The following is a 26,536-nucleotide window of genomic DNA, read 5'->3' as shown; positions in this document are numbered from 1 at the left end:
TGAGGTTAAAAATAGTTACATTTGCCAAAAAAAGAGAATGCCCCAGCGCTTAGTAATTATACCTACATATAATGAAATTGAAAATATAGAGCGTATTATTCGTAATGTGTTTTCACAAAAGCACGATTTTCATATTTTAGTTGTAGATGATAATTCACCAGACGGCACAGCCTCTTTAGTTTCATTATTACAAAAAGAATTTGATAATAAGCTCTTTCTAGAAGTTAGAAAAAATAAATCGGGTTTAGGGACAGCTTATATTCATGGGTTCAAGTGGGCTTTACAAAAAGATTACGAGTTTATTTTTGAAATGGATGCCGATTTTTCTCACAATCCAAACGATTTAATTCGTTTGTACAATAGTTGTGTTAAGGAGAAAGCAGATGTTGCTATTGGCTCGCGATATGTTAAAGGTGTAAATGTAGTTAACTGGCCTATGAAACGGGTTTTGATGAGTTATATGGCCTCTAAATATGTAAAAGCAATTACTAGAATGCCAATCCAAGATACTACGGCAGGGTTTGTGTGTTATCGAAGATGTGTATTGGAGAAAATCAACCTTAATTCTATTCAATTTGTGGGGTATGCTTTTCAAATTGAAATGAAATTTAAAGCTTATCTATTAAATTTTAAAATTGTTGAGGTACCTGTTATTTTTACTGACAGAACTCGTGGAGAATCAAAACTAAGCAGCAATATTATCTCTGAAGCTGTTTTTGGTGTGTTAAAAATGAAGTTTAAAAGTCTATTTGGTAAAGAAGTATGAAAAAGATACTAATAAAAAATGCTAAGATTGTAAATGAAGGCATCGTTAAAGATGGAGAAGTTTACATTGAAGATGATATCATTAAAGAAGTAGCAGACATTATAAGTGTAAAATCTCATGATGTTCAAGTTATTGATGCAGAAGGGCAATACTTATTGCCAGGGGTAATAGATGATCAAGTTCATTTTAGAGAACCAGGATTAACTCATAAAGAAGACATCGCATCGGGGTCTAGAGCTGCCGTAGCAGGAGGAATTACTTCTTTTATAGAAATGCCTAATACCAACCCGCAAACCACCACGATAGAACTACTAGAAGAGAAGTTTGCTACAGCAAAAGAAAGTTCTGTTGCCAATTATTCATTTATGTTTGGTGGCACCAATGATAATCTTGAAGAGATAAAAAAAATTAATCCTAAAAATACGGCTGCTTTAAAGTTGTTTTTAGGATCTTCTACGGGGAATATGTTGGTAGATGATGAAAAGACATTAGAAGAAATTTTTAAACATTCTCCAGTACTTATTGCGGTACACTGTGAAGATGAACAGACGATAAAAGATAATTTAGCTAAGCACAAGGAGGAATTTGGTGATGATATTCCTATGGTTTATCACCCAAAAATAAGAAGCGAAGAGGCTTGTTATTTATCTTCTTCAAAAGCGGTAAAACTTGCAAAGAAAACAGGAGCAAGGTTACATGTATTTCATTTAAGCACAGCAAAAGAATTAAGTTTATTTGACGGAAAAAAACCGTTAAAAGACAAAAAGATAACAGCAGAAGTTTGTATTCATCACCTGTGGTTCAATAACTCAGATTATGAACAAAAAGGAACGAGGATAAAATGGAACCCTGCCGTTAAAACGGAAAAAGATCAAAAAGCATTATTTAAAGCATTGCTGGAAGATAAACTAGATGTAATCGCAACAGATCACGCTCCTCATACTAAGGAAGAGAAAGATCAGGTATATACCAAAGCACCAAGTGGCGGACCCTTAGTGCAACACGCTTTACCTGCGATGTTAGAATTTTACCATCAAGATAAAATCACATTGCCTAAAATTGTCGAAAAAATGTGTCACAATCCTGCCATTCTATTTCAGATAGAAAAAAGAGGTTACATTAAGGAAGGGTATAAAGCAGATTTAGTTTTAGTAGATTTAAATGCTCCTTGGACCGTTCAAAAAGATAATATTTTATATAAATGTGGTTGGTCTCCATTTGAAAAAACCACTTTTAAGTCTAGAATCACCCATACATTTGTAAATGGAAAACTAGTCTATAAAAACTTTAAAGTTTTAGAGGTTAAAAATGCAGAACGCTTAATGTTTGATAGGTAATGAAAATCAAATTTTTCATCATATTTGTCGTCATTTTAGGAGCTTGTCAAAATGTTAATAAAGCACCAAAACCAGATAACCTTATTCCTGAAGATAAGATGGTTGATATTTTGGTTGATCTTCAGCGGTTAGATGCGGTTATTCAGAAGAATGACCAACAGTTCGAAATGAGAAATGTAAAGGCTAAAGATTTGATTTTAGAAAAATATAAAGTTGATAGCTTGCAAATAGCAAATAGCAGTAATTATTATGCAGAAGATTTTTCAGTAAATGAGAGCATTTACGAAAAAGTAAAATCTATCCTTGAGGCTGAAAAAAAGTTAGTCGATAGTCTTTATGCTAATAAAAAAACTGAAATGGAAAAAGCCAAAGCTAAGAAAATAACAGCAGTAGATAGTCTCTAATTATTATTTTCAATATAATACTTAGAGACTCTTTTAATGGTTTTTTGTAAGGGTGTAAACTGTAAGTCTACCGCTTCTTCAATCTTAGTAGTGTTATAAAAAGTCTCATTAAAAGCTGCTTTTATAGACAATTGAGTGATTTCTTGTGGAGTTCCAAATAGCTTTCTTCCTATCGATTGAAAAATCCATCCTAGAGTAATCATCCAAGACTTTATTGCTTTTTTAGGTTCTCGGCATTTTAATTCTTTAGCAATTTGTTGAAGAATTACCTTAAAAGATAAGTTCTCTCCAACCAAAATAAAGCGTTCTTGCTTTATATGAGAAGTCATAAGGCTTACCATAGCTTGAGTGACATCTTTCACATCTACAAACCCTGTTATTAAAGGAATGTAATAGTTTAACCCTTTTTTTACTTTACTGAATAATAATCCGCTGCCGCTTTTCCAAAATCCTTCTCCAATAATAATTCCCGGGTTAACAATAACTACATTTAAACCTTCTTGAGAAGCTCGCCAAACTTCCATTTCTGCCCCATACTTTGTAATTGAATAATTATCGTATTTTTTTTCATTGTTACGAGGAGAAATTTCAGTAACCATTTTTTTATTTAACTCACTTCCCAAAGTTGCGATAGAACTTACATGACAAAACTTCTTTACGGAATGAGACAAAGCCAAATTAACCATATTAGAGGTGCCTTCAATATTCACTTTTCTCAGCTTCTTGTATTCCTTTTCAGAAGGATTATAAGAGATGTAGCCCGCACAATGATAAACTTCATCAATTCCTAGAAAAGTGTCAGATAGTTGTGGGATGTTTTCTAAGGTAGCATTAACCCATTCAATTTGCTCCAATTGTGAGGCAGTAAGATTAGGGTAGCACGAAAGGAGTAATTTTTCTGCGTAAATTACTTTTTCTTGAGACCTATAAATAGCTCTTATAGGTTTGTTTAATTGTAAGAGTTGGGCAAGAAGGTGGCTTCCTACCAAACCTGTGGCGCCAGTAACTAAAATCATGCTGTAAATATAGCGAAATCCTTATAGGAAAATTTTGAGTTTCCTATATCTTTGCGCTTTGCTATAATTAAATAATAAAGCCATGACCAAAAATTTTGTACAAGAAATAACTTGGAGAGGAATGTTGCATGATACCATGCCAGGAACAGAAGAACATTTACAAGAAAAAATGCGAGCAGCATATGTTGGGATAGATCCTACGGCAGACTCCCTTCATATTGGTCATTTAGTAGGGGTGATGATGTTGAGACATTTTCAGTTAGCTGGGCACAAGCCTTTTGCTCTTATAGGTGGTGCAACAGGTATGATTGGAGATCCATCAGGGAAATCTAAAGAGAGAAATTTGTTAGATGAAGAAACTTTAGCCCATAATCAAGCAGCTCTTAAAAGTCAGTTAGAGCGTTTTTTAGATTTTTCTAAAGACGAAGCGAACGGAGCAGTTTTAGTGAACAACTACGACTGGATGAAAGATTTTAGTTTTCTAGAATTTGCTCGAGATGTAGGAAAACACATTACCGTAAATTATATGATGGCAAAAGATTCTGTAAAAAAGAGACTTTCTTCTGAGTCAAAAGAAGGAATGAGCTTTACGGAATTTACATACCAATTGTTACAAGGCTACGACTTTTTACATTTGTATAATCAGCATGAGTGTACTTTACAAATGGGAGGAAGCGACCAATGGGGAAACATCACTACGGGAACAGAACTTATTAGGAGAATAGGTAATGGGAAAGGTTATGCACTTACCTGTCCATTAATTACTAAAGCAGACGGGACCAAATTCGGGAAAACCGAAGGAGGGAATATCTGGTTAGATGCCGAAAGAACTTCACCTTATAAATTCTACCAATATTGGTTAAATACCAGTGATGACGACGCTGCTAAATATATTAAGATTTTTACTTTTTTAACTCAAGAGGAAATTGAAAACTTAATAAAAGAACATCATGAAGCGCCGCATTTAAGACAATTGCAAAAAAAGCTTGCCGAAGAAGTAACTACAATGGTGCATTCTAAAGAAGATTTAGAGAATGCCATAAAAGCTTCTAATGTGTTATTTGGTAAAAGTACTGCAGATGATTTAAGAACTTTAGATGAAAAAACCTTTCTAGATATTTTTGAAGGTGTTCCGCAAGCAGAGGTAAAGCACAGTCTTATTGAAAGTGGAATGGATATGATTGCAGCTCTGGCCGCTGAAACCAACTTCTTGAAAAGTAATGGTGAGGCAAGAAGAGCACTTAAAGAAAATTCTATTTCAGTAAATAAAGAAAAAGTAAAAGAAGATTACAACATTACTGAAAAAGACTTGATAAGTGGAAAGTACATTATCATTAATAAAGGAAAAAAGAACACCTATATTATTAAAGCGATTTAAATAGATTATAATTGCTAAAATAGATAAAAACAGAAACCCCAAGCATCACACTTGGGGTTTCCTACTAACTAACCAATCTATTATGAAAAAACTTTCATCTTAGCACTTATTAAGACGTAGTAAAAATAGTTTAATTACAGCCTAAGCTGAATTTTAACATAATTATAATACCATTAGATTACAGCCTCTAACATCACTGGCATCAAACCTTCCTAAAATCTCAAATCGATTGTCATCAATTTTTTTTCCTAAATCTTGAGTTGCAATAAATGAGCAAGAATCTACATTTGCCAAATCAATTATATTTAAGCCCCCCGTCTTTTGCATAGAAAGTAGACTTAAAGGATCTTCAGAGTCACGAATGAGTATATCCATATGATTAGGGCAAGAAAAGATACCATCACCTTTAGAGTAGGCTTGCGAAAGTAATTCGGTCATTCCGTATTCACTGTGAATTTTATTCACTTGAAAAGCTTGGGCTAAAATTTCGTGTAATTCAGTTCTAATCATTTCTTTTCTCCTTCCTTTCATTCCCCCAGTTTCCATTACAATGGTATTTTTTAGCTGAAGCGGAAATTTTTCTGCTAAATCTAATAGGGCAAAAGAAACCCCAATAAGCAAAGTTTTAATCCCTCTTTCTTCTAAACCTTGAAGCGTATGAGTAAGCTCTTTTAAGTTATTAAGATAAAAGCCACTTTCCTTATACTTACTTCTTTTTATAAAATCATTAGCCATATAAACTAAAGAAGATCCTTTTCTTTCTAAATAGGCCGGTAATAAAGCAAGAACGGCATAATCTTCTAAGTTGCCGTAAAATTGCTGAAATCCGTTAAGGAAAGATGTTTCATAGATGCTAAGATCTTTTACGAAATGCCGACTTACTTGGCTACCTGTTGTTCCGCTGCTTGTAAATGTCTCTTCAAAATTTGAATTTTGACAGATAATTTTTTTTGATTTAAAGAATTCTATAGGTAGAAAAGGAACCTCTTGCAAGGAGTGAACAGAAGATATGTCTTTGTTTAAATGATGACAAAAGTTTTGGTAAACCTTATTATGTTTATATTGATATTGAAAAACTTCAATCGCTATAGTTTCAAACTCTTGTTTGTTTTGAATGGAGAAAATACGTTCGGTTAAAGACATGGTAAGTATTATGTACTTTGCAAAAATAAAAAAAGCGCCTCTATTATGAGGCGCTTTAAATATGAATTAAATGAAAGATTACTCAATCACTAATTTTTTAGTAGCTGACTTTCCTTCAACAGAAACTTTTACTAAATAAACACCGCTAGATAAGTTAGCAACATTTAAAGTAGAGTTAGTTAATGTTTGAGAAATTACTTGCTTACCTAAAAGGTTGTATACCTCTACTGCAGCAGCTTCGTTAGAAGCAGTTTCAATAGTTACTAAACCTGTATTACTTGGGTTAGGGTAAATACTTACATTTGTTAAAGTATTGCTGCTAGCCGATAAGTTAGCATCTACATTCGTAGGGAAAATTTGACCTTCGTCGTTAAATTGACTAGCAATTCCCACTACATTTACAGTAGATGAAGGTAATGCTGTACCGATGTAGGCTGCATCGAAAAAGTTAGTTCTAAGAGTAGTTACATCACTACCTTGTGTAAGGTCATAATTTTCACCTGTTTGGTAAGTACCATCTCCTTCTGCTATATCTGCAATAGTTACATCTGCAAATGCGATAAGCTCAGACTCATAAATTTCAGAATTAGCCATAAAATCTGCAACCATTAAAACTTGAGGAGCTACATCATTATTATTAGAAGTTGCCTCACCTGGATCAGACTCAGGAATAAATTGCATTATTCCATTAAACTCAGATAATTCACCTGTTATATTAGTGATTCCGTCACCTACAGTATATGTAGTAGTAATATTTCCATCATTATCATCTATTAAAATAGCAGCAGTTGCATCTTGAATATACTTTTGGTTTCTAAAGCTCTGTTGGTATGTTAAAAACGCTTCTCCTGTAAGTGTATAAATATTACCTACTGTACCTTCTCTTAAAGCTGCAATGTTTGAAACATTTGATGAAGGTTCACATTCTGGAGATGGAACTGTAGCTTCAATATCACAACTAGAACTAGTTATGCTATAAATTAAATCTGTTCCCTCAGGAATTCCAGTAACAGTTATAGTACCTTCTTCCATAGAAGAAATTTCATCAGTGCTAACTACTGTACCTTCGTTAATTGTAAAAGTATATACTTCTGTTCCACCACCTGTAAAGGTACCAGTTACCGTATAAGTATCTGAAGTAGCTCCAGTAGTTTCTGTATCGCAAGTTACACTCGTAAGAGTAACTATTAATGGGCAAGCTACTGTCCCTGGAGTAAATGTTCCAATTCCTATAATAGACTCAAAACTATTTCCTCCTTGACATAATCCTTCACCGTCTAAAACACCATTGTTAAAAGTCCAATCTCCTGCATTAAAAGCTCCATTTGGTAAAGTACCATTATTTCTTTTAGCATAGCCGTCTTTATACTCCCAAGCTGTATCGGTACCATCTTCTTGATTTCCGTATTGGTCAATTACAGTCATATCACTATCTAATACAAGTCTAATAGGATCATCTCCATTAAAGTTGGCCGCATCAGATGTAGTAGCCAGTTTATTTGTTGCATTAGGGAAATTGGCGTCGAAAAAAGAATTGTCACCATCATCTGTTCCGTCTTTATAAACGTATACAAAATCATCAGTAACGGTCCCTAGATCTGTTAGATTTAATGTACTTGAAAAATCCCCTCCATTTGGAGATTTAACTAAAGAATAATTAGAAAAATCTACAGCTCCATCAGCATAAATTTCCACTACTTTAGGAAGTCCACCAGGACAATCCCCGTCAGAGATCATAGTAATAATAGGCGTTTGTGCCATTGATGTTATTGCAATAAACATAAATGACATTAAAAAAGTAATTTTTTTCATAATAAATATGTGTTTTTATAATACGGTCAAAGATACAAAGATGTTAAATGAAATTTTAGAATATATTTGATTATTTATGTGTCTTAACTATAAGATAATAGATAATCTTCAATAAAAAGCCACCCTATTAGAGTGGCTTTTGTGTATAAAAATGTATGTTTATTAATTTAATGCCCATGCAAAAGTAGAAGCATCTACGGTAGCTGCAGCATCATAATTCATAGAAGGATCTGCATCTACACCTTCAATTTGAACATTTGATAATGGACCATCATTTGCCATATCAATAGTTGTATCATAACCGCTTAAAGATAAGCCAGTAATAGTAGCTCCAGAATCAGCTTTAAATTGTAATGCTTTACCATCTGCTTGAGAAACTGCTGTGAAATTCACGATTGTAGGGTTGTTGTTTACCCCATCTGCTTCTAAAGCCGTAGAGAAACCAGATTGTGTATGTAAAACGTAAGTATTAGTTAAAGTACCATTCCATCCTTCAGTCCAATCGATTGCGTCATCTTGTAAATCTTTTACATATACGTTAGTCGCACTAACTGTACCTCCAAAAAACTCAATTCCGTCGTCATCACCACCGATAAAAGCAACATTATTTATCACAGTTTCAGATCCTACAGCATAAAGTGTTAAACCATTGTATTGAGAATCTGAGTTTATTTGAGCACCAGATTGTTTGATGATTAAATATTCAATAGAACCTGAATTATCAGTGTCATTTTCACCACCGTAAATAAGTCCTCCAACTTCTGCGGTTGCATTTGTTCCTGCGGTAGTTGTAGCATCTCCAAGTAATAATAAACCTCCCCAAGTTCCTTCTGTTGTAGGAGCCATAGTTACTGGGTTGCTTTCTGTACCTTCTATGAAAATTTGACCTCCTTTTTGAACAGCGATATATACATCTGTCCCTATTCCTGTTTCAATAGTTGTACCTGCAGGTATAGTTAGAGAAGCTCCATTTTCTATGCTTAAAATCCCTTGTAGATTATAAGTAATAGAAGCATCTAAAGTAACATCAGAAGTAATAGATCCGTTAAGTAAGTTATCACTTCCTGCATTAGCTACCCAAGCAAAGTCAGCAATATTTACAGTGGCAGGACCTGTGTAAGTATTTTCTAAATCTGCATCTTCAAGAGTTCCTAACTCATTTTCAATCTGAACATTAGATAATGCACCGTTATCAGCAAAATCTAAAGCAGTATCATAACCACTTAAAGACAGTCCAGTAATAGTTGCACCAGAATTAGCTTTAAACTGTAATGCTTTACCACCTGCTTGAGAAATTGCGGTGAAATTTACAATTGTAGGGTTGTTATTTACTCCATCTGCTTCTAAAGCCGTAGAAAAACCACCTATAGTATGCAGTACATAGGTGTTGGTTAAAGTACCGTTCCAACCTTCAGTCCAATCGATAGCATCGTCTTCTAAGTTTTCAACATATACATTAGAAGCATTTACTGTTCCTCCAAAAAATTCAATACCATCATCAGTTCCGTTAAGGATAGCGACATTATCGATGGTAGTTCCAGACCCTACAGCATACAGTGTTAAACCATTGTACTGTGAACCAGAGTTAATTTGTGCTCCAGATTGTTCAATAATTAAATATTTAATAGAACCTGAATTATCTTCATTGTTAGTTCCTCCGTAGATAAGTCCACCAACTTCTGCAGTGGCATTAGAACCGGCTGTAGTTTCAGCATCACCTAATAAAAGTAAACCTCCCCATTCTCCAGAACCCGTTGGTCCCATCTTTACAGGTGAGCTAGCTGTACCTTGGATATCTATTTGAGCACCTTTTTGTACTACTACATATACATCGGTTCCAGTACCGGTATTAATTGTAGTTCCTGCAGGGATAGTAAGTTTAGATCCTTCTTCTACACTTAAAACTCCTGTTAAGTTGTAGGTTGTTGACGAGTCTAATGTGGTGTCTTCTGTAATCATTCCGTTTAATTCTGAAGCCTCTCCAGATCCTTCGTCATCTGAATTTGAATCATCATCACTACTACAGCTAATTGCAGTCATGCTTAATACTGCTACTGAGCATAAAATTGATAAGTTCTTAATTGCTTTTTTCATTTTTTTAGTTTTAAATTAATTTGTTGTGTTAAATGGTTATTTTTAAAATTTATAGTTGACCCCAAGAGATACGCTTACTCCGTTCTTGTAAGATCTTGTAGTTTCTGAATATTCTCTATCTGATGCAAAATCATATACATCTTGAGTTCTCTCAATCTTTGGATTAAGTAAATTATTTGCTTTAAAGCTTAGGTTAATCTTATCAGTGATTTCTTGACTTATAGTGGTGTTTAGAATAACAAACCCTTTCTCAATTATCTCATTATTGTATAATTTAGAATCAGAAACAGTTTGACTGTCGGGAGCACTTCCTATAGCGTATATTTTATCTGAAGCGTAATTGGCTGAAACATTTGCGTTAAATTCTCTTTCCCAGTTGGTAGAAAGGTTGAGTGCGGTGTTTAGAATGTAATCTGATGCACCTTCTAAACCAACTTCACTTTTATTGTTATATTTAAATGTGCTTTCTATGTTACCGTCTTCACCATAGATAGTTTTTAAGTCTTGCTCATGCCACATTCTGGTGAAGTTGAAACTCATATCTAGATTAACACCTTTTTCATTATCAGACTTAATTAGCCCTAAATTAGCCTCTAGTTCTAGACCATATACTTCTGCTTTATCACTTGTATTGTAGTAAGTAAAATATCCTGAAGATCCCCTTAAGAATGTTTTGTTAATAGGATCTTGGATACTTTTATAAAATCCTGTAACAGATATCAACTCTTTATTGGTCGGGAAAAATTCCCATTTAGCATCTAGATTATATACATTACTGGCTTCTAAGTCTAAGTTCCCGACAACAATTTGATTGGTTGGAGAAACATAAGGGAAAGGTGATATTTCTTTAAATTCTGGTAAGGTAATGGTCTTACTGGCAGCTAAACGAAAGTTATTCTTATTATTGAGCGCATATTTAATATTTATAGCAGGGTAAATATTGCTATAATCTTTAGTAGTGCTTCCTTCTCTACCTCCTGGGGCACCTGCAACATCGTAATCTACATTAATTTCATCTTTTTGGTATCTAGCACCTAAATTGAAATTGAATTTTTTAATTCCATAATTAAAGCTTACGAATCCAGAAGCGGAGTTTAATTCACCATCATAAGTATCACTTTTCGATTGTGTGATTAAATTTAAATTCCCATTGTCAAAATTTTCTTGAGTAAAAATTGCATTTAAATCATCGATAGATGGAGGTGTTACTTGGCCAGGTGCTCCTGCTTCATCAACTCCAAATTTATCAGATTCAAAATCTCTAGTTTTGTATCTAAAATTACCACCAGCAGATATTTTTAAAGAAGAAACAGTATCGTTTTCAAATACTTTAAATTCGTTTTTTAAGCGTGCATTGTATTCTAAATCATCAATAATTTGAGAAGATCTTCTTTGCTGAAACCCTCCTTGGTTAGCAAGTTCAATTAACTCAGGATCTGTGTCTGTAGCTTTCTTAATATTTACTTCGTTACGTAAACGATTAGGCTCATCTGCATCTACCTGGTTATAACCTAACCCCCAAGTAAGATGATTTCTTTCTCCAATTTCATGGTCACCCAAAATTTGGTTTACCCATAATTTTGTTTGTTTAGTATTTTGATCTTTAACATACTGACCGTATTGGTCTTCGTTATTTACTTCTTCAAAAACAAAACCTTCACGGTTTCTACCAGACTCGTATACTTCATCTGTCATTTTGTTGACGAACATGCTCAAGGCTCTAACTTCATTTTTCTTGTTAAAAGCATATTTTAAGTCAATAAGACCGGTGGTGTTTACCGTATTCCTGTAATAAGTAGCATCGTTAAATTTAGAATCATCTATGTTACGGTTAAATTGCTGAAAAATACCTTCATTATATTCAAAGTTACTTGATTGAGAACCTGTGAATAATACTTTGAATTTTTCTCCAAATTTTTTACCAGCCGTAACGGTGTATTTGTAATTCATAGGGAGTTTTCGGCTCTCTGTATTCCAATTTTGGTTTACGATAGCATCTTCAGAAGCTGTTTTTTGATTGTAGAAACCTAAGCTTATATCATTCGAATTGACAGATTGTTTAAAATTCTCTTCTCCAATGGCATTGGTATTAACACCAACTTGAGCTCCAAAACCTAGCTCGCTTAAACCTACTAAGCTTTTAGAATTGATGTTCACGCTCCCAGAAGATTGATCTGCCGAATTTTCTGCCGAAAAGTTTTTACTTACCGAAACACTCTGTACAACACGTGTAGGAAATAAGCCAAGGTCTATATTCTTTTTATCAATATTATCAGAAGGAACAGGTAGGCCATTTAAAGTAGTATATAAATAGCGATCTCCTAAACCTCTTACGTAAACATCTCCAGATGCTTCACTACTACTAACTCCAGAAATTTTTGTGGTGGCTGTAGCAGCATCACTTACACCAAGCTTGGTAAGTTCTTGAGAACCTATACTTTCTTTGATATCAACAGCATCTTTTTGATCAAGTAAAAGAGCTACTTCAGAGTCTCTTCTACTAACTGTAGTGATCATTACTTCATCTAATGCAGCAGCACTTGCTCCTAAGCCAGTATTTATTTCAATAACCTTATCGGCTTCCACTTTTACATTGGGAATCTCTACGGTTTCGTATCCAATAAAACTAAATACAATGGTATAAGTCCCAGTAGGGATGTTTTCAATTTTGTACAATCCGTCAAAGTCAGAGGTTGTACCTTTAGAGGTGTTTTTAACGGTTACGTTTGCAAAAGGCAAAGGTTCGTTATTCATTTCTTTATCGCTAAGGGCACCAGCGATAGTTCCAGTTTCTTGGGCAAATGCGAAAGCTGAAAAGAAAAATAAGATTTGGGCAAAAAGTTTTTTCATTACATGTTTATTTACGCTGCAAAGAAAAACAAGTGATGCTTAACGGGTGTTACCCATGAGTTAACTTTGAAAGGGGGTAATGTTAGAAAAACGTTACCAATGTTATGTGATTGAAATATTTGTTAACTTAGAGGTTTTAATATTATATTTACTTTTACCTCTTAAATTTTTAACCACGTTTGTTATGAGTAAAAATGACATGAGTATACTGCTTGTAGATGATGATCCAGATATTCTAGAGATTGTAAGCTACAACCTTTCTGCAGAGGGATATCAAGTATTTACTGCCGAAAATGGAATAGAAGCCGTAAAAAAAGCAAAAAAGAAAAAACCAGATTTAATCATTCTAGATGTGATGATGCCAGAAATGGATGGGATTGAAGCTTGTGAGCAAATAAGAAAAATACCCTCTTTAGAAAACACCATTATTACCTTTTTAACAGCTAGAGGAGAAGATTACTCTCAAATGGCTGGTTTTGATGCAGGAGCAGATGATTACATCACCAAGCCTATAAGACCTAAAGTATTAGTAAGTAAAGTAAAAGCTTTATTAAGGAGAGTAAGTTCAGAAGAGATTGAAACCAATATTGTCGAGATAGGAGACCTTACTATTAATAGAGATGAGTATAAAATCCTTAACGGAAAAGAAGAAATTATTTTACCAAGAAAAGAATTCGAACTTCTTTCTCTCTTAGCTTCACAACCCGGTAAAGTTTTTAAAAGAGAAGACATTCTTAATAAAGTTTGGGGAAATGAAGTAATTGTAGGAGGTCGAACTATTGACGTACACATTAGAAAGTTAAGAGAAAAAATAGGAGATAAAAAGTTTAAAACCGTAAAAGGGGTAGGGTATAAATTTGTAATTTAATGGCGAAAGAATTTAAACGATCATATAAATTTGCTTTTTATACCTCTTTGTTTGTTACCTTATTTATGGTAACTCTTCTTATTATTTACCAATTTGCTTATTTAAAAATTTTTAACTGGCAGCCTATTATCATTTTCGGGTTAGGTTGCTATGTTTTCTCTTTCCTTATTATCCAACTTAGAATAGAACATTTTATCTATAAAAGAGTAAAAGCGGTTTATGATAAGGTTTCGTTGTTAGAGTCTTCTAGTCTAGAAGAAAAGCAAATCACTACAGATATGGCAACTCTAACTAAAGAAATAGAAAAATTTGCCAAAGGAAAGAAGCTAGAAATAGAATCTTTAAAAGTGAGAGAAAACTATAGAAAAGAGTTTATGGGAAATGTTTCTCACGAATTAAAAACTCCTCTTTTTACCGTTCAAGGTTATATTTTAACCCTATTAGATGGAGCTGCAAATGATAAGAAAATTAGAGATAAATATTTAGAGCGTGCAAGTAAAGGCGTAGACAGACTCATCTATATTGTAAGAGATCTAGATATGATCACTAAGTTAGAAACAGGCGATTTACACTTGTACAAAGAAAAGTTCAATATCATAGAGCTTGTAGAAGGACTTTTTGATATGTTAGAAATGAAAGCCTCCAAAAAAAATATCTCTCTAACTTTCGATATGGATTATGAGCAAGAGATTATAGTTTTCGCCGATAAAGAAAGAATACAGCAGGTAGTTACCAATTTGATCGTTAACTCCATTAAATATGGTAAAAATGGAGGAACTACCGAAGTAAGTATTGAAAACCTAATTAAAAATAAAATTATTGTAAGAATAACAGATAACGGAGAGGGGATAGAACAAAAAAACATTCCTCGTCTTTTTGAACGTTTTTACAGAGTAGATAAAAGTGGTTCTAGAAAAGAGGGAGGTTCTGGGTTAGGACTCTCTATTGTAAAACATATCCTAGAAGCACATAAAGAAAAAATCTACGTAGAAAGTGACTTTGGAGTAGGGAGCGAGTTTTCATTTACGCTCGAAAAAGTTAAAAAAACTGCTTAGAGGAAGAAAGCTTTTATATTCCATAAGTCCATTATAATCCTTTAAATTCTTTAAAAGAGATAATTTAAATTCGTGCTGTCTACAGCTAGGAGCTATATTTTTTCGGGTCAAGCGTTTAGCCAGGTATTCTTGTTCGGTTTGACCAGGAGTTGGGATAAAAAATGCTTTCTTCTCTAATTTGGCAACATCCATTATGGTAGTATAACCAGCTCTAGCAATGATAAATTTACTTTCATTAAATGCATTTTCTAAAGCTTTTCCTGTAAGAAAATTATAAAAAGTAACATTGTCTTCTTGCCAGCGTTTTTGCTCTTCTTCCATTTTTCCGCAAATAAAAAGTATCTTGTTTTCGCTTCCGCGGATTTCTTCTCGCAATCTTTTTTCTAAAAGTCCGCGTTGAGGTTCGGGGCCAGAAAGGATAAATAGATACTCATATTTTAAAGGAATGTCTTTTTTAGAGAACCTGCTTAAAGGACCAATATAGGTAATTTCAAATTTCCTTTTCTTTTTAAAGTGACCTAGTTTTCCGCTGAGGCTAGGAGAAAATTCCACATCAGGGATCCAGCACGTATCAAATTTTCTTATGTAATGTTGATGTAACCAAGAGGTGATAAAGGTAGTGCTGCCAGAAAGCACGTTTAGTTGATGTGTGATAAAAGCACTTTTTACATAAGAAAGTCTTACTCCTAATCGATTGTCAGATATAATTCCGTTAAGGTTTTCATTTTTATGAATTTGTAACGTTGCTTTTTGTTCTGCCCAAATAGCTTTTACCACATGATAACTTCGTAGTAAGAATTTAAATTTGAAGAAATATCCCTTTTTCGCATAGCTTATTTTGTAAGAAGGTAATACGTAGGTTTTTAAGGTAGGGAATTCTTTTCTTAAAAGCTGTAAAGCATCCCCATCTGAAGCTAAAATAGGTTCAAATCCGCTCTCTTGCAACGCATTTATAATAGGAATACACCTAGTGGCATGTCCTAATCCCCAATTAAGAGGAGCTACTAAAATTTTCTTTTTTGCCATAAACAAAAATAACATGAATTACCTCTGCATTATTTTAGTTAATTTTACCAAAATATTAAATGTAAGTTGTGGGAAGTAAAAATAAGTTAAAACGTTTTAAAGAAAACGAAACCTTTACAAATGTAATTCAACCCTCTAGAGAAGAAATAGTAGATCAAACATTTCCATTAAAAGGAAAATGGAGGAAAGATTTTTTTAAAAACGAAAAACCTATTGTCTTAGAGTTAGGTTGTGGTAAAGGAGAGTACTGCTTAGGACTTGCAGAAATGTTTCCTGAAAAAAACTTTTTAGGAATAGATATTAAAGGTGCAAGATTTTGGCGCGGAGCTAAAACAGCCTTAGAAGAAGGAATGGATAATGTAGGTTTTCTAAGAACACAAATAGAACTCATCGATCATATCTTTGCAGAAAGTGAAGTAGATGAAATTTGGATCACCTTTCCAGATCCTCAAATTAAATACAAAAGAACCAAGCATAGATTAACGAATACTGAGTTCTTACAAAAGTATAAGCATATCCTTAAAGAGGATGGCGTGGTAAACTTAAAAACCGATAGTGAGTTTATGCACGGTTATACTTTAGGTTTACTGCACGGCGAAGGCCATGAGATTTTACACGCTAATCATCATGTATATAAAAACGAATACAGCCCTAAAGAAGTAATTGGTATACAAACTTTCTACGAAAAGCAGTATCTTGAACAAAATAAACCTATTACTTACATAAAATTTAAGGTAAAATAGATTTGATAGAAGCAGCTCAACTTTTTTTGATTACCTATTTTGCGGCTTTTGCCGGAGTAATACCACCAGGATTGGTTAATATGACAGTAGCAAAAAGTTGCGTCGAAAAAGGGAAGAAAAGTGGCGTGTACGTAGCTTTAGGAGCTTCGATTATTGTTTTTGCCCAAGCTTTGGTCGCCATACTTATGGCGAAGTATATTTTTACACATCCTTATGTGCAAAAGATGATGTTGCGTGCAGGTTTGGTCGTTTTTGTCATTATGGGGATTCACTTTTTTGTAGCCGCAAGAAAGAACAAAGCAAAAGAAAAAGTACGTACCTCTAAAAAGAGTTCTGCTAAAAGTTTTTTAAAAGGAGTTATGATCGCTTCGGTCAATGTGTTTCCTATTCCTTATTTTGTAGCGATTAGCATGGCATTTAGTCCTAATGATGATTATGGGTGGCCTACTATCATCGCTTTTTCTATTGCTGCTGCTTTAGGTACGTTTACAACATTATATATCTATGTAGTTTCCTTTTTAAAAATTGAAAAAAACACCCAAGCTTTTTCCAAATACTCTAATTATTTTATGGCAGGTTTAATGGCCTTGCTTATTTTAATAACAATTATTAGAATTTTCTATTAAATGCCTAGCGATAATTTTTATCAAAAAGTATATGAAGTAGCTCGAAAAATTCCTTACGGAAGGGTGACGAGTTATGGTGCTATTGCTAAAGCCATAGGAGCTGCTAAAAGTGCTCGCATGGTAGGTTACGCGATGAATGGAGCAGCAGCAATGCAAGATGTTCCTGCGCATCGGGTGGTCAATAGAAATGGTTTACTTACAGGGAAGCACCATTTTTCTGGTACTCATTTAATGCAACAATTATTAGAGAGTGAAGGAGTGATGGTAGAAGACGATAAAGTCCAAAATTTTAAAACATCTTTTTGGGATCCTATGTGTGATTGCTAAAAGTAAAATCACCATCAATAAATTCAATCAATCTCTTTCCGTGTTACGCACTTAACCCTTATATTTGCACTTTAGAATTATTCTAAGTAAGCATTAACAGAAAGAAGACTTTTTATGAAGTTGCAAAAGAAAGAAATCCTTAAAGCATTAGAAACCATTAGTGTTTCTGGTGAAGGTCAAAATATGGTAGAAAGTGGTGTGGTTAAAAACATACTTACTTTTGGTGATGAGGTAATTGTAGATTTGCTATTAACTACTCCTGCAATGCATATTAAAAAGAGAGCAGAGGTAGATGTAATGAAAGCTATTCATGAACACGTTTATGAGAAAGCAAAAGTGAAAGTGAATATCAAGGTGGAAGCTCCTCAAGAAAAAAAGAACGAAATTAAAGGGAAAGCTATTCCTGGAATAAAAAATATTGTAGCGGTAGCCTCTGGTAAAGGAGGAGTAGGGAAGTCTACGGTCACTGCAAATCTAGCGGTAAGCTTAGCAAAAATGGGCTTTAAAGTAGGTTTATTAGATGCAGATATTTACGGACCATCAGCTACGATTATGTTTGATGTTGAAAGAGAAAGACCTCTTTCAGTTACTGTAGATGGAAAGTCTAAGATGAAGCCTGTTGAAAATTACGGAGTAAAAATACTTTCTATTGGTTTCTTTACAAAGCCAAACCAAGCGGTGATCTGGAGAGGGCCTATGGCAGCAAAAGCGTTAAATCAAATGATTTTTGATGCCGACTGGGGAGAACTTGATTTTTTATTGGTAGATCTTCCTCCAGGAACAGGAGATATTCATTTATCAATTATGCAATCTTTACCAATAACAGGTTCTGTTATTGTTAGTACGCCTCAAAATGTAGCTTTAGCAGATGCTAAAAAAGGAGTAGCTATGTTCCGTCAAGAAAGTATCAACGTACCTATTATAGGAATCATTGAAAATATGGCCTATTTTACTCCAGAAGAATTACCAGAAAATAAATATTATATTTTCGGAGAGAAAGGAGCTAAAAATTTGGCCGAAGATTTAGAAATTCCATTTTTAGGAGAACTTCCATTGGTACAAAGTATTAGAGAATCTGGAGATATAGGGAGACCTGCAGCACTTCAAGAAAATACTCCAATTGCAAATGCTTTAGAGGAAATTACTAAGAATGTAGTTCAACAAACCGTAAGCAGAAATAAAGATTTACCACCAACGGAGGCAATTAAAATTACTACTATGGCAGGTTGCAGCGCCGTTAAAAACTAAACCTATGACAACAGTAAATCACGAATTAAGAGCAAACGTAGAAAAGGCATTAGATGAAATTAGACCGTTTTTAAAAAACGACGGGGGAGATATTTCACTGGTTGAAATTAATGAAGATGAAAACGTGGTGAAAGTTCAGTTAGAGGGAGCTTGCGTAGGCTGTAGTGTTAACCAAATGACACTTAAATCTGGCGTAGAAATGACTATTAAAAAATATGCTCCTCAAATTGAAAGAGTGATTAACGTTAGTTAAATGATGTGATTTAATTTCCGTCAAGCGGATTTTAAGACCTAAGAGTAGAAAAAAAGTTATGATTAAAACAGATATACTGATTATTGGAGCCGGCCCCACTGGTTTATTTACAGTGTTTGAAGCAGGTTTATTAAAATTAAAATGTCACCTTATAGATGCTTTGCCTCAACCAGGAGGACAATGCTCAGAGATTTACCCTAAAAAGCCTATTTACGATATTCCCGCTTTCCCTGAAGTTTTAGCAGGAGACTTAGTGAATAATTTGATGGAACAAATAAAAGCATTTGAGCCAGGATTTACTTTAGGTGAGCGAGCACAAACTATAGATAAATTAGATGACGGCACATTTATCGTCACTACCAATAAAGGAACAAAACACCACGCCCCAGTTGTAGCTATAGCAGGAGGCTTAGGTAGTTTTGAGCCTAGAAAACCTCCTATTGCTAACATTGCAAACTTCGAAGATAAAGGAGTAGAATATATTATTAGAGATCCAGAGCTTTACCGCGATAAAAAAGTGGTTATTGCGGGAGGTGGTGATTCTGCATTAGATTGGAGTATTTTTCTAGCCGATGTCGCTTCAGAAGTTACCCTAGTTCATCGTAGAAATGAGTTTAGAGGTGCTTTAGATTCTGTTGATAGAGTAAAAGAATTAAAGGATATCGGGAAGATTAACCTAATCACTCCTGCAGAAATTGATCAGGTAAACGGTAATGAGAAATTAGAGTCCGTTTTAATCCGTAAAAATAATGAAGCTTCCGAAGAAATTCTTTTAGAAGTAGATCACTTTATTCCGTTATTCGGACTTTCACCTAAGTTAGGTCCTATTGCAGATTGGGGATTAGAAATTGAAAAAAATGCCATTAAAGTAAATAATAGCTTAGATTATCAAACAAACATTCCTGGCATTTACGCTATTGGCGATGTAAATACTTATCCAGGAAAATTAAAGCTTATACTTTGCGGATTTCATGAAGCCACTTTAATGTGTCAAAGTGCTTACCAGCGAATTTTTCCAGACAAAAAGTATGTGATGAAGTATACTACGGTAGGCGGAGTTACGGGATTTGATGGTACTAAAAAAGAAGCGCCAAAGGCCGTGGTTAAAGCAATTAATTAGCGATGAGTGATATAAAAGTTACGATAATTGATAGAGATAATGTAGAGCATACGATAGATGCGCCTACAGATATGGCGATGAATTTGATGGAAGTGGTACGTTCATATGAGCTCGCTCCAGAAGGAACAATTGGTGTTTGTGGCGGAATGGCGATGTGTGCCTCTTGCCAGTGTTATGTGCTTTCTGATACTGAATTGCCAGAAATGCAAGATGAAGAAGAAGCCATGCTAGCAGAAGCCTTTTACGTAGAAGATAATAGCCGTTTAGGTTGCCAAATTCCTATTCTTCCAGAAATGGAAGGCTTAAAGGTAAAACTTGCTCCAGAGTCTTAAAATTCAATTTTCCTATAAAATAATAAAGCCCCTAGAAATAGAGGCTTTATTGTTTTATAGCTATAAGGTTTCTTCTGTTTACTTAAGAAGATAGGCTTGCTTCAATTCCATCCCACAGCATAATTCTGTGTTGTAAAGACTCTATCGAGATGGCTTCGGCTTCTTTCCATTTTTGCTCATCATTTTCACAAAGCTCTTTGACCATTTGCAAAGCCATAGGTCCGTGTTCATCCTCATCCAATTCAATATGCCGATCAAAATAGTACTTAAATAAACTAAGGTCCTGCTCCGGGAAATTACGTTGTACTTTTTCAATAATAGAGGTAAACATTGCTGGAATTAAATTTTCTCTTCCAAAAGTAAAGGCGGCAGCAACTAAATGTGGTTTTCTACTATAGATTACATCAAAGCTAAATTTTAAAAACTTTTTAATGCTTGCAGGAATATCACTCGATGCAATAACCAGATAAATATCGGTACCATGCCGAATATGATCTACAAAATTGTGGATAGCTTCTGTGTTGGCTTCACTTTTTTGCATCGCATCCAAATACATTTCAAAGTGGCTTTGTCTTTTTCCGTCAAGGTTAATATCGGTTTCTTCTGCTAATACAATTTCGTTAATAAGATATCGAAGTTCAGGATTACCAACGGGGTACCAAGGAAAAGAAGTATGTGTTAGACTAGATTGTAAAGATTTTAATAGAGACATAAAATCCCATACAGCAAAAACGTGATGCTCCATAAAAACCTGCAGGTCTCTAGGAGTTTTAATCTTTTCGTATAAAGTATGTTCTAGTAATTGCTTTTTATAAGGTTCAATTGCTGATTCTATATGCGCTAAATTCATATCAATTTTTTTGCAAAATTACAGCGAATTGAGCGTATTTACAATGTGTTATTTAACTTTCCAAAAGAAAAAGCTGTACGGTTTTTGTTGGTAATAAATTATGATTGGAATTCTTATTTTTTATTCTCGAAGATCGATAGATTTTCTTCAAGTAGATGGAGTAATCTCTGCTACTTCAAAACCTTTGAAGAAAAAATGTTGTGATAAATATATAAAAAAGGGCAAGCGTTGTAAACGTTGCCCTTGTATTGATCTTCTTTAGGTGTATCTTATTTAAAAGCAGAAATACCAGTTACATCTAATCCTGTAATTAATAAATGGATATCATGTGTTCCTTCATAGGTAATTACACTTTCTAAATTCATCATATGACGCATAATGCTGTATTCTCCACTAATTCCCATTCCGCCTAACATTTGTCTAGCTTCACGAGCAATAGTAATCGCCATGTCTACATTATTTCTTTTAGCCATCGAGATTTGTGCGCTGGTAGCTTTATTTTCATTTTTTAATTGACCTAGACGTAAAGCTAATAATTGAGCTTTGGTGATTTCGGTAATCATTTCAGCAAGCTTTTTTTGTTGTAACTGAAAACCAGCAATTGGTTTGCCAAATTGAATACGTTCTTTTGCATAGCGTAAAGCCGTATCATAACAATCCATCGCTGCTCCAATTGCTCCCCAGGCAATTCCGTAACGCGCAGAATCTAAACAACCCAATGGAGCTCCCAGTCCGCTTTTGTTGGGTAATAAATTCTCTTTAGGAACTTTTACATCTTGAAAGATCAGCTCTCCCGTAGCAGAAGCTCTCAAAGACCATTTGTTATGAGTCTCTGGAGTCGAAAATCCTTCCATCCCACGTTCCACGATAAGACCGTGTATTCTTCCTTCTTCGTTTTTTGCCCACACTACGGCAACGTCACAAAAAGGAGAATTAGAAATCCACATTTTAGCTCCGTTTAATAAATAATGATCGCCTTTATCTTTAAAATTGGTAGTCATTCCACCCGGATTAGAACCATGATCGGGTTCGGTTAAACCGAAGCTTCCCATAAATTCTCCCGTAGCTAATTTGGGTAAATATTTTTTTCGTTGCTCTTCGGTACCATATTTCCAAATAGGATACATCACCAACGAAGATTGTACAGAAGCTGTAGAACGAACACCACTATCGCCACGCTCAATTTCTTGCATGATTAAACCATAAGAAATTTGATCTAATCCTGCACCACCATATTCTGCAGGAATATAAGGACCAAAGGCACCAATTTCGGCAAGACCGCCAATTATAGATTTAGGGAATTCTGCTTTTTGAGCAGCTTCCTCAATAATTGGAGAAACCTCTTTTTTTACCCAATCGCGGGCAGCGTTTCTCACCATTAGATGTTCTTCGGTTAATAAATCGTCTATATTGTAATAGTCTGGGGCTTGAAATAAATCAGGTTTCATCTATATAAGTTTCTTTGTGTTAAAAATCTTAGGGGTAAAGTTAACGAATGAGGTGTTAGTCGCCAATTTTATAAGTAAATATTTTATATCATAAAATTTATACACGATCTTTTTACTTTAATTTAAAATTTTAAAGATTTTTTTCGCAAAAAAAATAACTAATGCAAAAACATTATATTATATACATTTTCTTCTGTCTATACTTTTTGACAAGTTGCAAAAACAATCAAAAAAGCCAATCTAAAGAATTTCATAAAAAAGACGATAAATCTTTAAGAAATACCGCGGTTACTGATATAGTTTGGACTTCTGATTCAGCAAGTTTTGACAAAATAGAATATGTTCAAGTGACTAATTATGGATATTTCTATGGGGTAGATCCAGATGAGAAAATAAGTAAGTATACGGGTTTGAGAAAAGAAGAATCTAAACTTTTTATTCCAAATATAAGGAAGCCGCAAGTGCTTGAAATTCGTAGTGGAATTAAACTAAAGGAGGGTATAAAAGTTTTTAACACTTGAGTTTTTGCAAGTCCAGGTGACAGTCTCCATTTTATCATCGATGGAGGAGGTATTAAATTTGAAGGAAAAAATGCAGCAAATTATAATTTCTTCTCCGAATTAGATCCTGGCAATTTGGCTTGGTCTAAAGTGGGTTATCAAAACGATTTAATAAATTATAAAAACCGAGCAAAAAACCTTTACAATTCCCGAAAAGTATTTTTTGAAAATTATATTAAGCAGAATGCCCAGGTTTCAAAGGAGTTTGTCAAAGAAGTAGAAAAAGAACTCTATTTTGAGTATTTGTATAATTTATTGTCACCAAGATCTAAGTGGGATCCTGTAAATAGGTTGTACGTGAACACGATGCAGGGTTTAAATTCAATTATTAAAAAAAATGAAAACTCCACAGAAGTACCATTTAATTTAGAAACTTATTTGGATGACATTCAAATAAGAGATTTTGATCAGCCAGATCTTGTGGGGAATGATTATTATCAACGTAGTTTGGAAGCGGTTATCCAGAGTTATTTTTCAGGAAATAAATCTGCTAAGTTTACCATTGAAAATTTTAAAAAAGAACTTCAATATATAGAAGATAATATCGAGAATCCTTTGATGACTAACCTACAAGGAAAGTTGATTAGGCGTTACTATTATAATGGTGGTTTTGGTAGGGGAAGTGTAGAGAAGGAGTTTCTGCAAAAGCAAATTTCAGCCTATAGAGAAAAAGAACTAACTGCTTCTCAAAAAATGGCTATGAGTGAAATTGAAAATAAACTGCAAAGTAGTAGCTCACAAATCCCTTCTTCTTTCTTAGAGGAAAAAATTATTAGTTTTTCCACAGGTGATACTATGACCTTAAAAACGGTATTAACAGAAAAGCAATTTAGTGTTTTATATTTTGATAGGTTTTTACCTAATGAGGATATAGATATGCAAAAAGGAAATTTAACTCGTAAGAAATTAGAAAAATCACAAGAGGTGCAATTCATATATATAAATTTAAATAAGTCAATTTCCACTTGGGAAAAAAGAGCGCAATTATATGAAGAGGAACTCGGTGTTCAAAATCAATATAGACTATTAAATATAGGTGATTCTAAATTGTTAAGGTTTTTAAAAGTAAGAACGCAACGAGTTCTTCATTTTCCCTCACTTTCTTTGATTGATAGAGATGGTAATTTATTGAGAAACGATTTGCCGTTACCTTCAACAGGTGTTCCTTTTGAAAGATCTGTTGAAAACGCTTGGGAATAAACAATCTTTTATTCAAAATGAATGTTTATAACAGGATAGCTCGAAGAGAATATAAAATCCCTAAAATAAGCGTACCTTTGCGGCTTATAACAAGATATGACATTTAAAGAATTGGGCGTTATTGAGCCCATATTAAAGGCGTTAGCCGAAAAAGGATATACACAACCTACACCTATTCAAGCACAGGCGATCCCTGTTTTATTAAAAGGTAAAGACTTGTTGGGATCAGCACAAACAGGAACGGGGAAAACAGCAGCTTTTACCATTCCTATTTTACAGCATTTGGCAGAAGGTGTGCCGCCTAAAAAACAAAGAAAAATACAAGCGCTTATCATCACTCCAACACGAGAGTTGGCAATTCAAATTGATGATAATATACGAGCTTATGCTCAGCATACCGATATTCGAAGCACCGTTATTTTTGGAGGTGTAAAGCAAGAATCACAGGTAAAAACCTTAAAAAGAGGAGTAGATGTACTTACAGCAACTCCTGGGAGGTTACTCGATTTGATTAATCAAGGATTTATTTCTTTGAAAAATGTAAATCATTTTGTGCTTGATGAAGCCGACCAGATGTTGGATATGGGCTTTGTACATGACATTAAAAAGATTTTAAAAAAGTTACCTCAAGAAAGACAATCATTGTTTTTTTCGGCCACCATGCCTAAATCGATTATTGAGCTTTCAAAACAAATTTTAGGAGATTTTGAACGTGTAAATATTGCGCCGCAGCAAACCACTGCCGAGCGTGTAGATCAAGCCATTTATTTTGTGCCTAAGAAAAATAAAACGAAGTTGCTGGTTCACGTATTGAAGACTGAACCTTTTGAGACTGTTTTGGTGTTTTCTAGAACAAAACACGGAGCTAATAAAATTGTAAAAAAACTCAGTCAAGCTGGAATTCAATCTGCTGCGATTCATGGAAATAAATCGCAAAACCAACGTCAGAAGGTGTTGAATGAATTTAAAGATGGAAAAATCAATGTATTGGTCGCTACCGATATCGCTGCCCGCGGAATTGATGTTTCACAACTTTCATTAGTAGTACAATTTGATTTGCCTAACGTACCAGAAACCTATGTACATAGAATAGGAAGAACAGGCCGGGCGAAAGCAAGTGGAAATGCAATTGCTTTTTGTGATAAAGATGAGCGTCCGTACTTAAAATCAATCGAGAAACTTATCGATCAGCGTTTACCTGTGGTTAAACATGAGTTTAATGAAGTAGTGGCAGAGGAAGGAGATTCAAGCTCAGCTAAACCCCAAAAAAAATCCTATAAACCTAATTCTCGAAGAAATTCGAATTCTAGGAACAAGAAAAAATCAAATTAAAGTTTTAAGTAAAAGTCTTTAACTAATTCGGTATAAGCTTCCGTATAAACGTGTCTTTCTTTTTCAATAATGAGAGTTTGCTCTTCTATCGGTGTTTTTTCAAAACCCAATTGGAGTAACACACGTTTTATGGGAGTGGTTTGGTTGCCTTTTACGTAGGTGACCCGCTGTAAATAAAGTTGGTTTTTACGGGCTAGTTTGATAAAATCCTCATATTCAGAAAAAGGAATTATCGTTTGAAAAGTTCCTTTTTTTGAAAGTAGTTGCGCGGTATTTTTTAAGAGATCTTCAAAAGGCAACGCATCATAAAAACGGGCTTTCTTTCGAGCTTCAGGTGTTTCTTCCGATAAGGAAGGTTCAAAGAATGGAGGATTGCTTACGATTAAATCGTAGGTTTCGTCCTCAAATTCTTCCGTAAATTCATCTAAATCGGCATGGTAACAAAATACACGATCTCCCCACGGACTGTTTTCAAAATTATCCACACATTGTTCGTAGGCGTCTTCGTCAATTTCTAAAGCATCGATCAATTCTGCCTGACTTCTTTGAGCAAGCATTAAGGCGATAACGCCTGTTCCTGCGCCAATATCTAAGATAGAAAAAGTGTTATCTTTAACTGAAGCCCAAGCGCCTAGCAAAACCCCATCGGTGCCAATTTTCATCGCACAACGATCTTGTTCTATGGTAAATTCTTTAAATTGGAAGGGTTTGGACATAGTGTTTAGAAGTCAGTTTCGTTTCTACTTAT

The 26,536-nt window shown here is 34.3% G+C and carries 25 protein-coding genes; 16 read left to right on the top strand and 9 right to left on the bottom strand.

The features are described from left to right. Window positions 1-37 precede the first annotated feature (37 nt). Genes LX95_RS00805 through LX95_RS00795 form a run of 3 tightly spaced genes read left to right on the top strand, consistent with a single transcriptional unit; the run spans window position 38 to window position 2,507 of the window. Entirely contained in the window at window positions 38-766 is a 729-nt protein-coding gene (locus LX95_RS00805; RefSeq protein ID WP_111539520.1) for a polyprenol monophosphomannose synthase, read from the top strand. Further along, the gene (locus LX95_RS00800) at window positions 763-2,103 is read left to right on the top strand and encodes a dihydroorotase (protein ID WP_111539519.1); all 1,341 of its coding nucleotides are present in this window, start codon (window positions 763-765) and stop codon (window positions 2,101-2,103) included. The genes LX95_RS00805 and LX95_RS00800 overlap by 4 nt, the downstream gene beginning before the upstream one ends. Beyond that, complete coding sequence (locus LX95_RS00795) at window positions 2,103-2,507, top strand: DUF4296 domain-containing protein (protein WP_111539518.1); 405 nt, start codon at window positions 2,103-2,105, stop codon at window positions 2,505-2,507. Before LX95_RS00800 ends, LX95_RS00795 begins: the two co-directional genes overlap by 1 nt. Here the strand turns inward: LX95_RS00795 and LX95_RS00790 are convergent. After that, window positions 2,504-3,523, bottom strand: coding sequence for an NAD-dependent epimerase/dehydratase family protein (locus LX95_RS00790; RefSeq protein WP_111539517.1), 1,020 nt, complete (start codon window positions 3,521-3,523; stop codon window positions 2,504-2,506). The genes LX95_RS00795 and LX95_RS00790 overlap by 4 nt on opposite strands. Before the next feature lie 82 nt (window positions 3,524-3,605). Here LX95_RS00790 and tyrS point away from each other — a divergent pair, with 82 nt between their 5' ends. Then, window positions 3,606-4,901, top strand: a complete 1,296-nt coding sequence (gene tyrS / locus LX95_RS00785) for a tyrosine--tRNA ligase (protein WP_111539516.1) — start codon at window positions 3,606-3,608, stop codon at window positions 4,899-4,901. A gap of 162 nt (window positions 4,902-5,063) precedes the next feature. On the opposite strand, the gene LX95_RS00780 is transcribed toward tyrS, so the two are convergent. The 4 genes from LX95_RS00780 to LX95_RS00765 all read right to left on the bottom strand — a co-directional run bounded on the left by LX95_RS00780 (window position 5,064) and on the right by LX95_RS00765 (window position 12,800). Beyond that, window positions 5,064-6,044 (bottom strand): LuxE/PaaK family acyltransferase, encoded by a 981-nt coding sequence (locus LX95_RS00780; RefSeq protein WP_111539515.1) that lies wholly within the window; start codon window positions 6,042-6,044, stop codon window positions 5,064-5,066. A gap of 78 nt (window positions 6,045-6,122) precedes the next feature. Beyond that, window positions 6,123-7,856, bottom strand: a complete 1,734-nt coding sequence (locus LX95_RS00775) for a T9SS type A sorting domain-containing protein (RefSeq protein ID WP_111539514.1) — start codon at window positions 7,854-7,856, stop codon at window positions 6,123-6,125. A gap of 162 nt (window positions 7,857-8,018) precedes the next feature. Then, entirely contained in the window at window positions 8,019-9,950 is a 1,932-nt protein-coding gene (locus tag LX95_RS00770) for a hypothetical protein (protein ID WP_111539513.1), read from the bottom strand. A gap of 42 nt (window positions 9,951-9,992) precedes the next feature. Beyond that, complete coding sequence (locus tag LX95_RS00765) at window positions 9,993-12,800, bottom strand: TonB-dependent receptor (protein WP_111539512.1); 2,808 nt, start codon at window positions 12,798-12,800, stop codon at window positions 9,993-9,995. Between the two features lie 184 nt (window positions 12,801-12,984). Between LX95_RS00765 and LX95_RS00760 the strand changes: the two genes are divergently transcribed. Then, window positions 12,985-13,668, top strand: a complete 684-nt coding sequence (locus tag LX95_RS00760; RefSeq protein ID WP_111539973.1) for a response regulator transcription factor — start codon at window positions 12,985-12,987, stop codon at window positions 13,666-13,668. Further along, the gene (locus tag LX95_RS00755; RefSeq protein WP_111539511.1) at window positions 13,668-14,723 is read left to right on the top strand and encodes a sensor histidine kinase; all 1,056 of its coding nucleotides are present in this window, start codon (window positions 13,668-13,670) and stop codon (window positions 14,721-14,723) included. Before LX95_RS00760 ends, LX95_RS00755 begins: the two co-directional genes overlap by 1 nt. Here LX95_RS00755 and LX95_RS00750 read toward each other — a convergent pair. Further along, window positions 14,688-15,749, bottom strand: a complete 1,062-nt coding sequence (locus LX95_RS00750; RefSeq protein ID WP_111539972.1) for a glycosyltransferase — start codon at window positions 15,747-15,749, stop codon at window positions 14,688-14,690. The two genes, LX95_RS00755 and LX95_RS00750, sit on opposite strands and share 36 nt — an antisense overlap. Before the next feature lie 68 nt (window positions 15,750-15,817). On the opposite strand from LX95_RS00750, the gene trmB reads away from it, so the two are divergent. From trmB to LX95_RS00715, 7 genes are all read left to right on the top strand, one after another. Then, window positions 15,818-16,492 carry a tRNA (guanosine(46)-N7)-methyltransferase TrmB gene (gene trmB, locus LX95_RS00745; RefSeq protein ID WP_111539510.1) on the top strand — a complete coding sequence of 225 codons (675 nt, stop codon included), beginning with the start codon at window positions 15,818-15,820 and terminating at the stop codon, window positions 16,490-16,492. Window positions 16,493-16,494: 2 nt separating this feature from the next. Beyond that, a complete protein-coding gene (locus LX95_RS00740) occupies window positions 16,495-17,118 on the top strand; it encodes a LysE family translocator (protein WP_317046994.1) in 624 nt (207 codons plus the stop codon). Further along, window positions 17,119-17,445: an MGMT family protein gene (locus LX95_RS00735; RefSeq protein ID WP_111539509.1), complete on the top strand. Its 327-nt coding sequence runs from the start codon at window positions 17,119-17,121 to the stop codon at window positions 17,443-17,445. It begins immediately after the preceding gene. A gap of 114 nt (window positions 17,446-17,559) precedes the next feature. Beyond that, window positions 17,560-18,693, top strand: a complete 1,134-nt coding sequence (locus LX95_RS00730; RefSeq protein WP_111539508.1) for an Mrp/NBP35 family ATP-binding protein — start codon at window positions 17,560-17,562, stop codon at window positions 18,691-18,693. Window positions 18,694-18,697: 4 nt separating this feature from the next. Then, window positions 18,698-18,946 carry a NifU family protein gene (locus LX95_RS00725; protein WP_111539507.1) on the top strand — a complete coding sequence of 83 codons (249 nt, stop codon included), beginning with the start codon at window positions 18,698-18,700 and terminating at the stop codon, window positions 18,944-18,946. Between the two features lie 58 nt (window positions 18,947-19,004). Next, complete coding sequence (locus LX95_RS00720; protein WP_111539506.1) at window positions 19,005-20,066, top strand: NAD(P)/FAD-dependent oxidoreductase; 1,062 nt, start codon at window positions 19,005-19,007, stop codon at window positions 20,064-20,066. Window positions 20,067-20,068: 2 nt separating this feature from the next. Then, window positions 20,069-20,398, top strand: a complete 330-nt coding sequence (locus LX95_RS00715; RefSeq protein ID WP_111539505.1) for a 2Fe-2S iron-sulfur cluster-binding family protein — start codon at window positions 20,069-20,071, stop codon at window positions 20,396-20,398. Window positions 20,399-20,480: 82 nt separating this feature from the next. On the opposite strand, the gene LX95_RS00710 is transcribed toward LX95_RS00715, so the two are convergent. Next, window positions 20,481-21,248 (bottom strand): DUF3050 domain-containing protein, encoded by a 768-nt coding sequence (locus tag LX95_RS00710; protein ID WP_111539504.1) that lies wholly within the window; start codon window positions 21,246-21,248, stop codon window positions 20,481-20,483. 269 nt (window positions 21,249-21,517) lie between these two features. Further along, complete coding sequence (locus LX95_RS00705) at window positions 21,518-22,696, bottom strand: acyl-CoA dehydrogenase family protein (RefSeq protein ID WP_111539503.1); 1,179 nt, start codon at window positions 22,694-22,696, stop codon at window positions 21,518-21,520. A 161-nt stretch (window positions 22,697-22,857) separates the two neighbouring features. On the opposite strand from LX95_RS00705, the gene LX95_RS00700 reads away from it, so the two are divergent. The 3 genes from LX95_RS00700 to LX95_RS00690 all read left to right on the top strand — a co-directional run bounded on the left by LX95_RS00700 (window position 22,858) and on the right by LX95_RS00690 (window position 25,788). Continuing rightward, window positions 22,858-23,217: a hypothetical protein gene (locus tag LX95_RS00700; protein ID WP_111539502.1), complete on the top strand. Its 360-nt coding sequence runs from the start codon at window positions 22,858-22,860 to the stop codon at window positions 23,215-23,217. 114 nt (window positions 23,218-23,331) lie between these two features. Continuing rightward, window positions 23,332-24,456 carry a hypothetical protein gene (locus LX95_RS00695; protein WP_111539501.1) on the top strand — a complete coding sequence of 375 codons (1,125 nt, stop codon included), beginning with the start codon at window positions 23,332-23,334 and terminating at the stop codon, window positions 24,454-24,456. Between the two features lie 96 nt (window positions 24,457-24,552). Then, entirely contained in the window at window positions 24,553-25,788 is a 1,236-nt protein-coding gene (locus LX95_RS00690) for a DEAD/DEAH box helicase (protein WP_111539500.1), read from the top strand. On the opposite strand, the gene LX95_RS00685 is transcribed toward LX95_RS00690, so the two are convergent. Further along, on the bottom strand, window positions 25,785-26,504 hold the full coding sequence (locus tag LX95_RS00685) for a tRNA1(Val) (adenine(37)-N6)-methyltransferase (protein ID WP_111539499.1): 720 nt from the start codon (window positions 26,502-26,504) through the stop codon (window positions 25,785-25,787). The genes LX95_RS00690 and LX95_RS00685 overlap by 4 nt on opposite strands. Window positions 26,505-26,536 lie beyond the last annotated feature (32 nt).

Origin of the sequence: Mesonia algae (assembly GCF_003253545.1) — a bacterium.
GTDB lineage: Bacteria > Bacteroidota > Bacteroidia > Flavobacteriales > Flavobacteriaceae > Mesonia > Mesonia algae.
Note: the sequence above shows the minus strand (reverse complement) of the source record. Positions and strands in the feature narration are given on the sequence as shown.

Bases quoted from the DNA above. Each gene is read 5' to 3' on its own strand.
- LX95_RS00730 (WP_111539508.1), top strand. From the start codon at position 17,560: ATGAAGTTGCAAAAGAAAGAAATCCTTAAAGCATTAGAAACCATTAGT.
- LX95_RS00770 (WP_111539513.1), bottom strand. From the start codon at position 9,950: ATGAAAAAAGCAATTAAGAACTTATCAATTTTATGCTCAGTAGCAGTA.
- LX95_RS00700 (WP_111539502.1), top strand. From the start codon at position 22,858: ATGCAAAAACATTATATTATATACATTTTCTTCTGTCTATACTTTTTG.
- LX95_RS00710 (WP_111539504.1), bottom strand. From the start codon at position 21,248: ATGAATTTAGCGCATATAGAATCAGCAATTGAACCTTATAAAAAGCAA.
- LX95_RS00705 (WP_111539503.1), bottom strand. From the start codon at position 22,696: ATGAAACCTGATTTATTTCAAGCCCCAGACTATTACAATATAGACGAT.
- LX95_RS00735 (WP_111539509.1), top strand. From the start codon at position 17,119: ATGCCTAGCGATAATTTTTATCAAAAAGTATATGAAGTAGCTCGAAAA.
- LX95_RS00780 (WP_111539515.1), bottom strand. From the start codon at position 6,044: ATGTCTTTAACCGAACGTATTTTCTCCATTCAAAACAAACAAGAGTTT.
- LX95_RS00690 (WP_111539500.1), top strand. From the start codon at position 24,553: ATGACATTTAAAGAATTGGGCGTTATTGAGCCCATATTAAAGGCGTTA.
- LX95_RS00750 (WP_111539972.1), bottom strand. From the start codon at position 15,749: ATGGCAAAAAAGAAAATTTTAGTAGCTCCTCTTAATTGGGGATTAGGA.
- LX95_RS00755 (WP_111539511.1), top strand. From the start codon at position 13,668: ATGGCGAAAGAATTTAAACGATCATATAAATTTGCTTTTTATACCTCT.
- LX95_RS00775 (WP_111539514.1), bottom strand. From the start codon at position 7,856: ATGAAAAAAATTACTTTTTTAATGTCATTTATGTTTATTGCAATAACA.
- LX95_RS00715 (WP_111539505.1), top strand. From the start codon at position 20,069: ATGAGTGATATAAAAGTTACGATAATTGATAGAGATAATGTAGAGCAT.
- LX95_RS00720 (WP_111539506.1), top strand. From the start codon at position 19,005: ATGATTAAAACAGATATACTGATTATTGGAGCCGGCCCCACTGGTTTA.
- LX95_RS00765 (WP_111539512.1), bottom strand. From the start codon at position 12,800: ATGAAAAAACTTTTTGCCCAAATCTTATTTTTCTTTTCAGCTTTCGCA.
- LX95_RS00685 (WP_111539499.1), bottom strand. From the start codon at position 26,504: ATGTCCAAACCCTTCCAATTTAAAGAATTTACCATAGAACAAGATCGT.
- LX95_RS00790 (WP_111539517.1), bottom strand. From the start codon at position 3,523: ATGATTTTAGTTACTGGCGCCACAGGTTTGGTAGGAAGCCACCTTCTT.
- LX95_RS00795 (WP_111539518.1), top strand. From the start codon at position 2,103: ATGAAAATCAAATTTTTCATCATATTTGTCGTCATTTTAGGAGCTTGT.
- LX95_RS00725 (WP_111539507.1), top strand. From the start codon at position 18,698: ATGACAACAGTAAATCACGAATTAAGAGCAAACGTAGAAAAGGCATTA.
- tyrS (WP_111539516.1), top strand. From the start codon at position 3,606: ATGACCAAAAATTTTGTACAAGAAATAACTTGGAGAGGAATGTTGCAT.
- LX95_RS00805 (WP_111539520.1), top strand. From the start codon at position 38: ATGCCCCAGCGCTTAGTAATTATACCTACATATAATGAAATTGAAAAT.
- LX95_RS00800 (WP_111539519.1), top strand. From the start codon at position 763: ATGAAAAAGATACTAATAAAAAATGCTAAGATTGTAAATGAAGGCATC.
- LX95_RS00760 (WP_111539973.1), top strand. From the start codon at position 12,985: ATGAGTAAAAATGACATGAGTATACTGCTTGTAGATGATGATCCAGAT.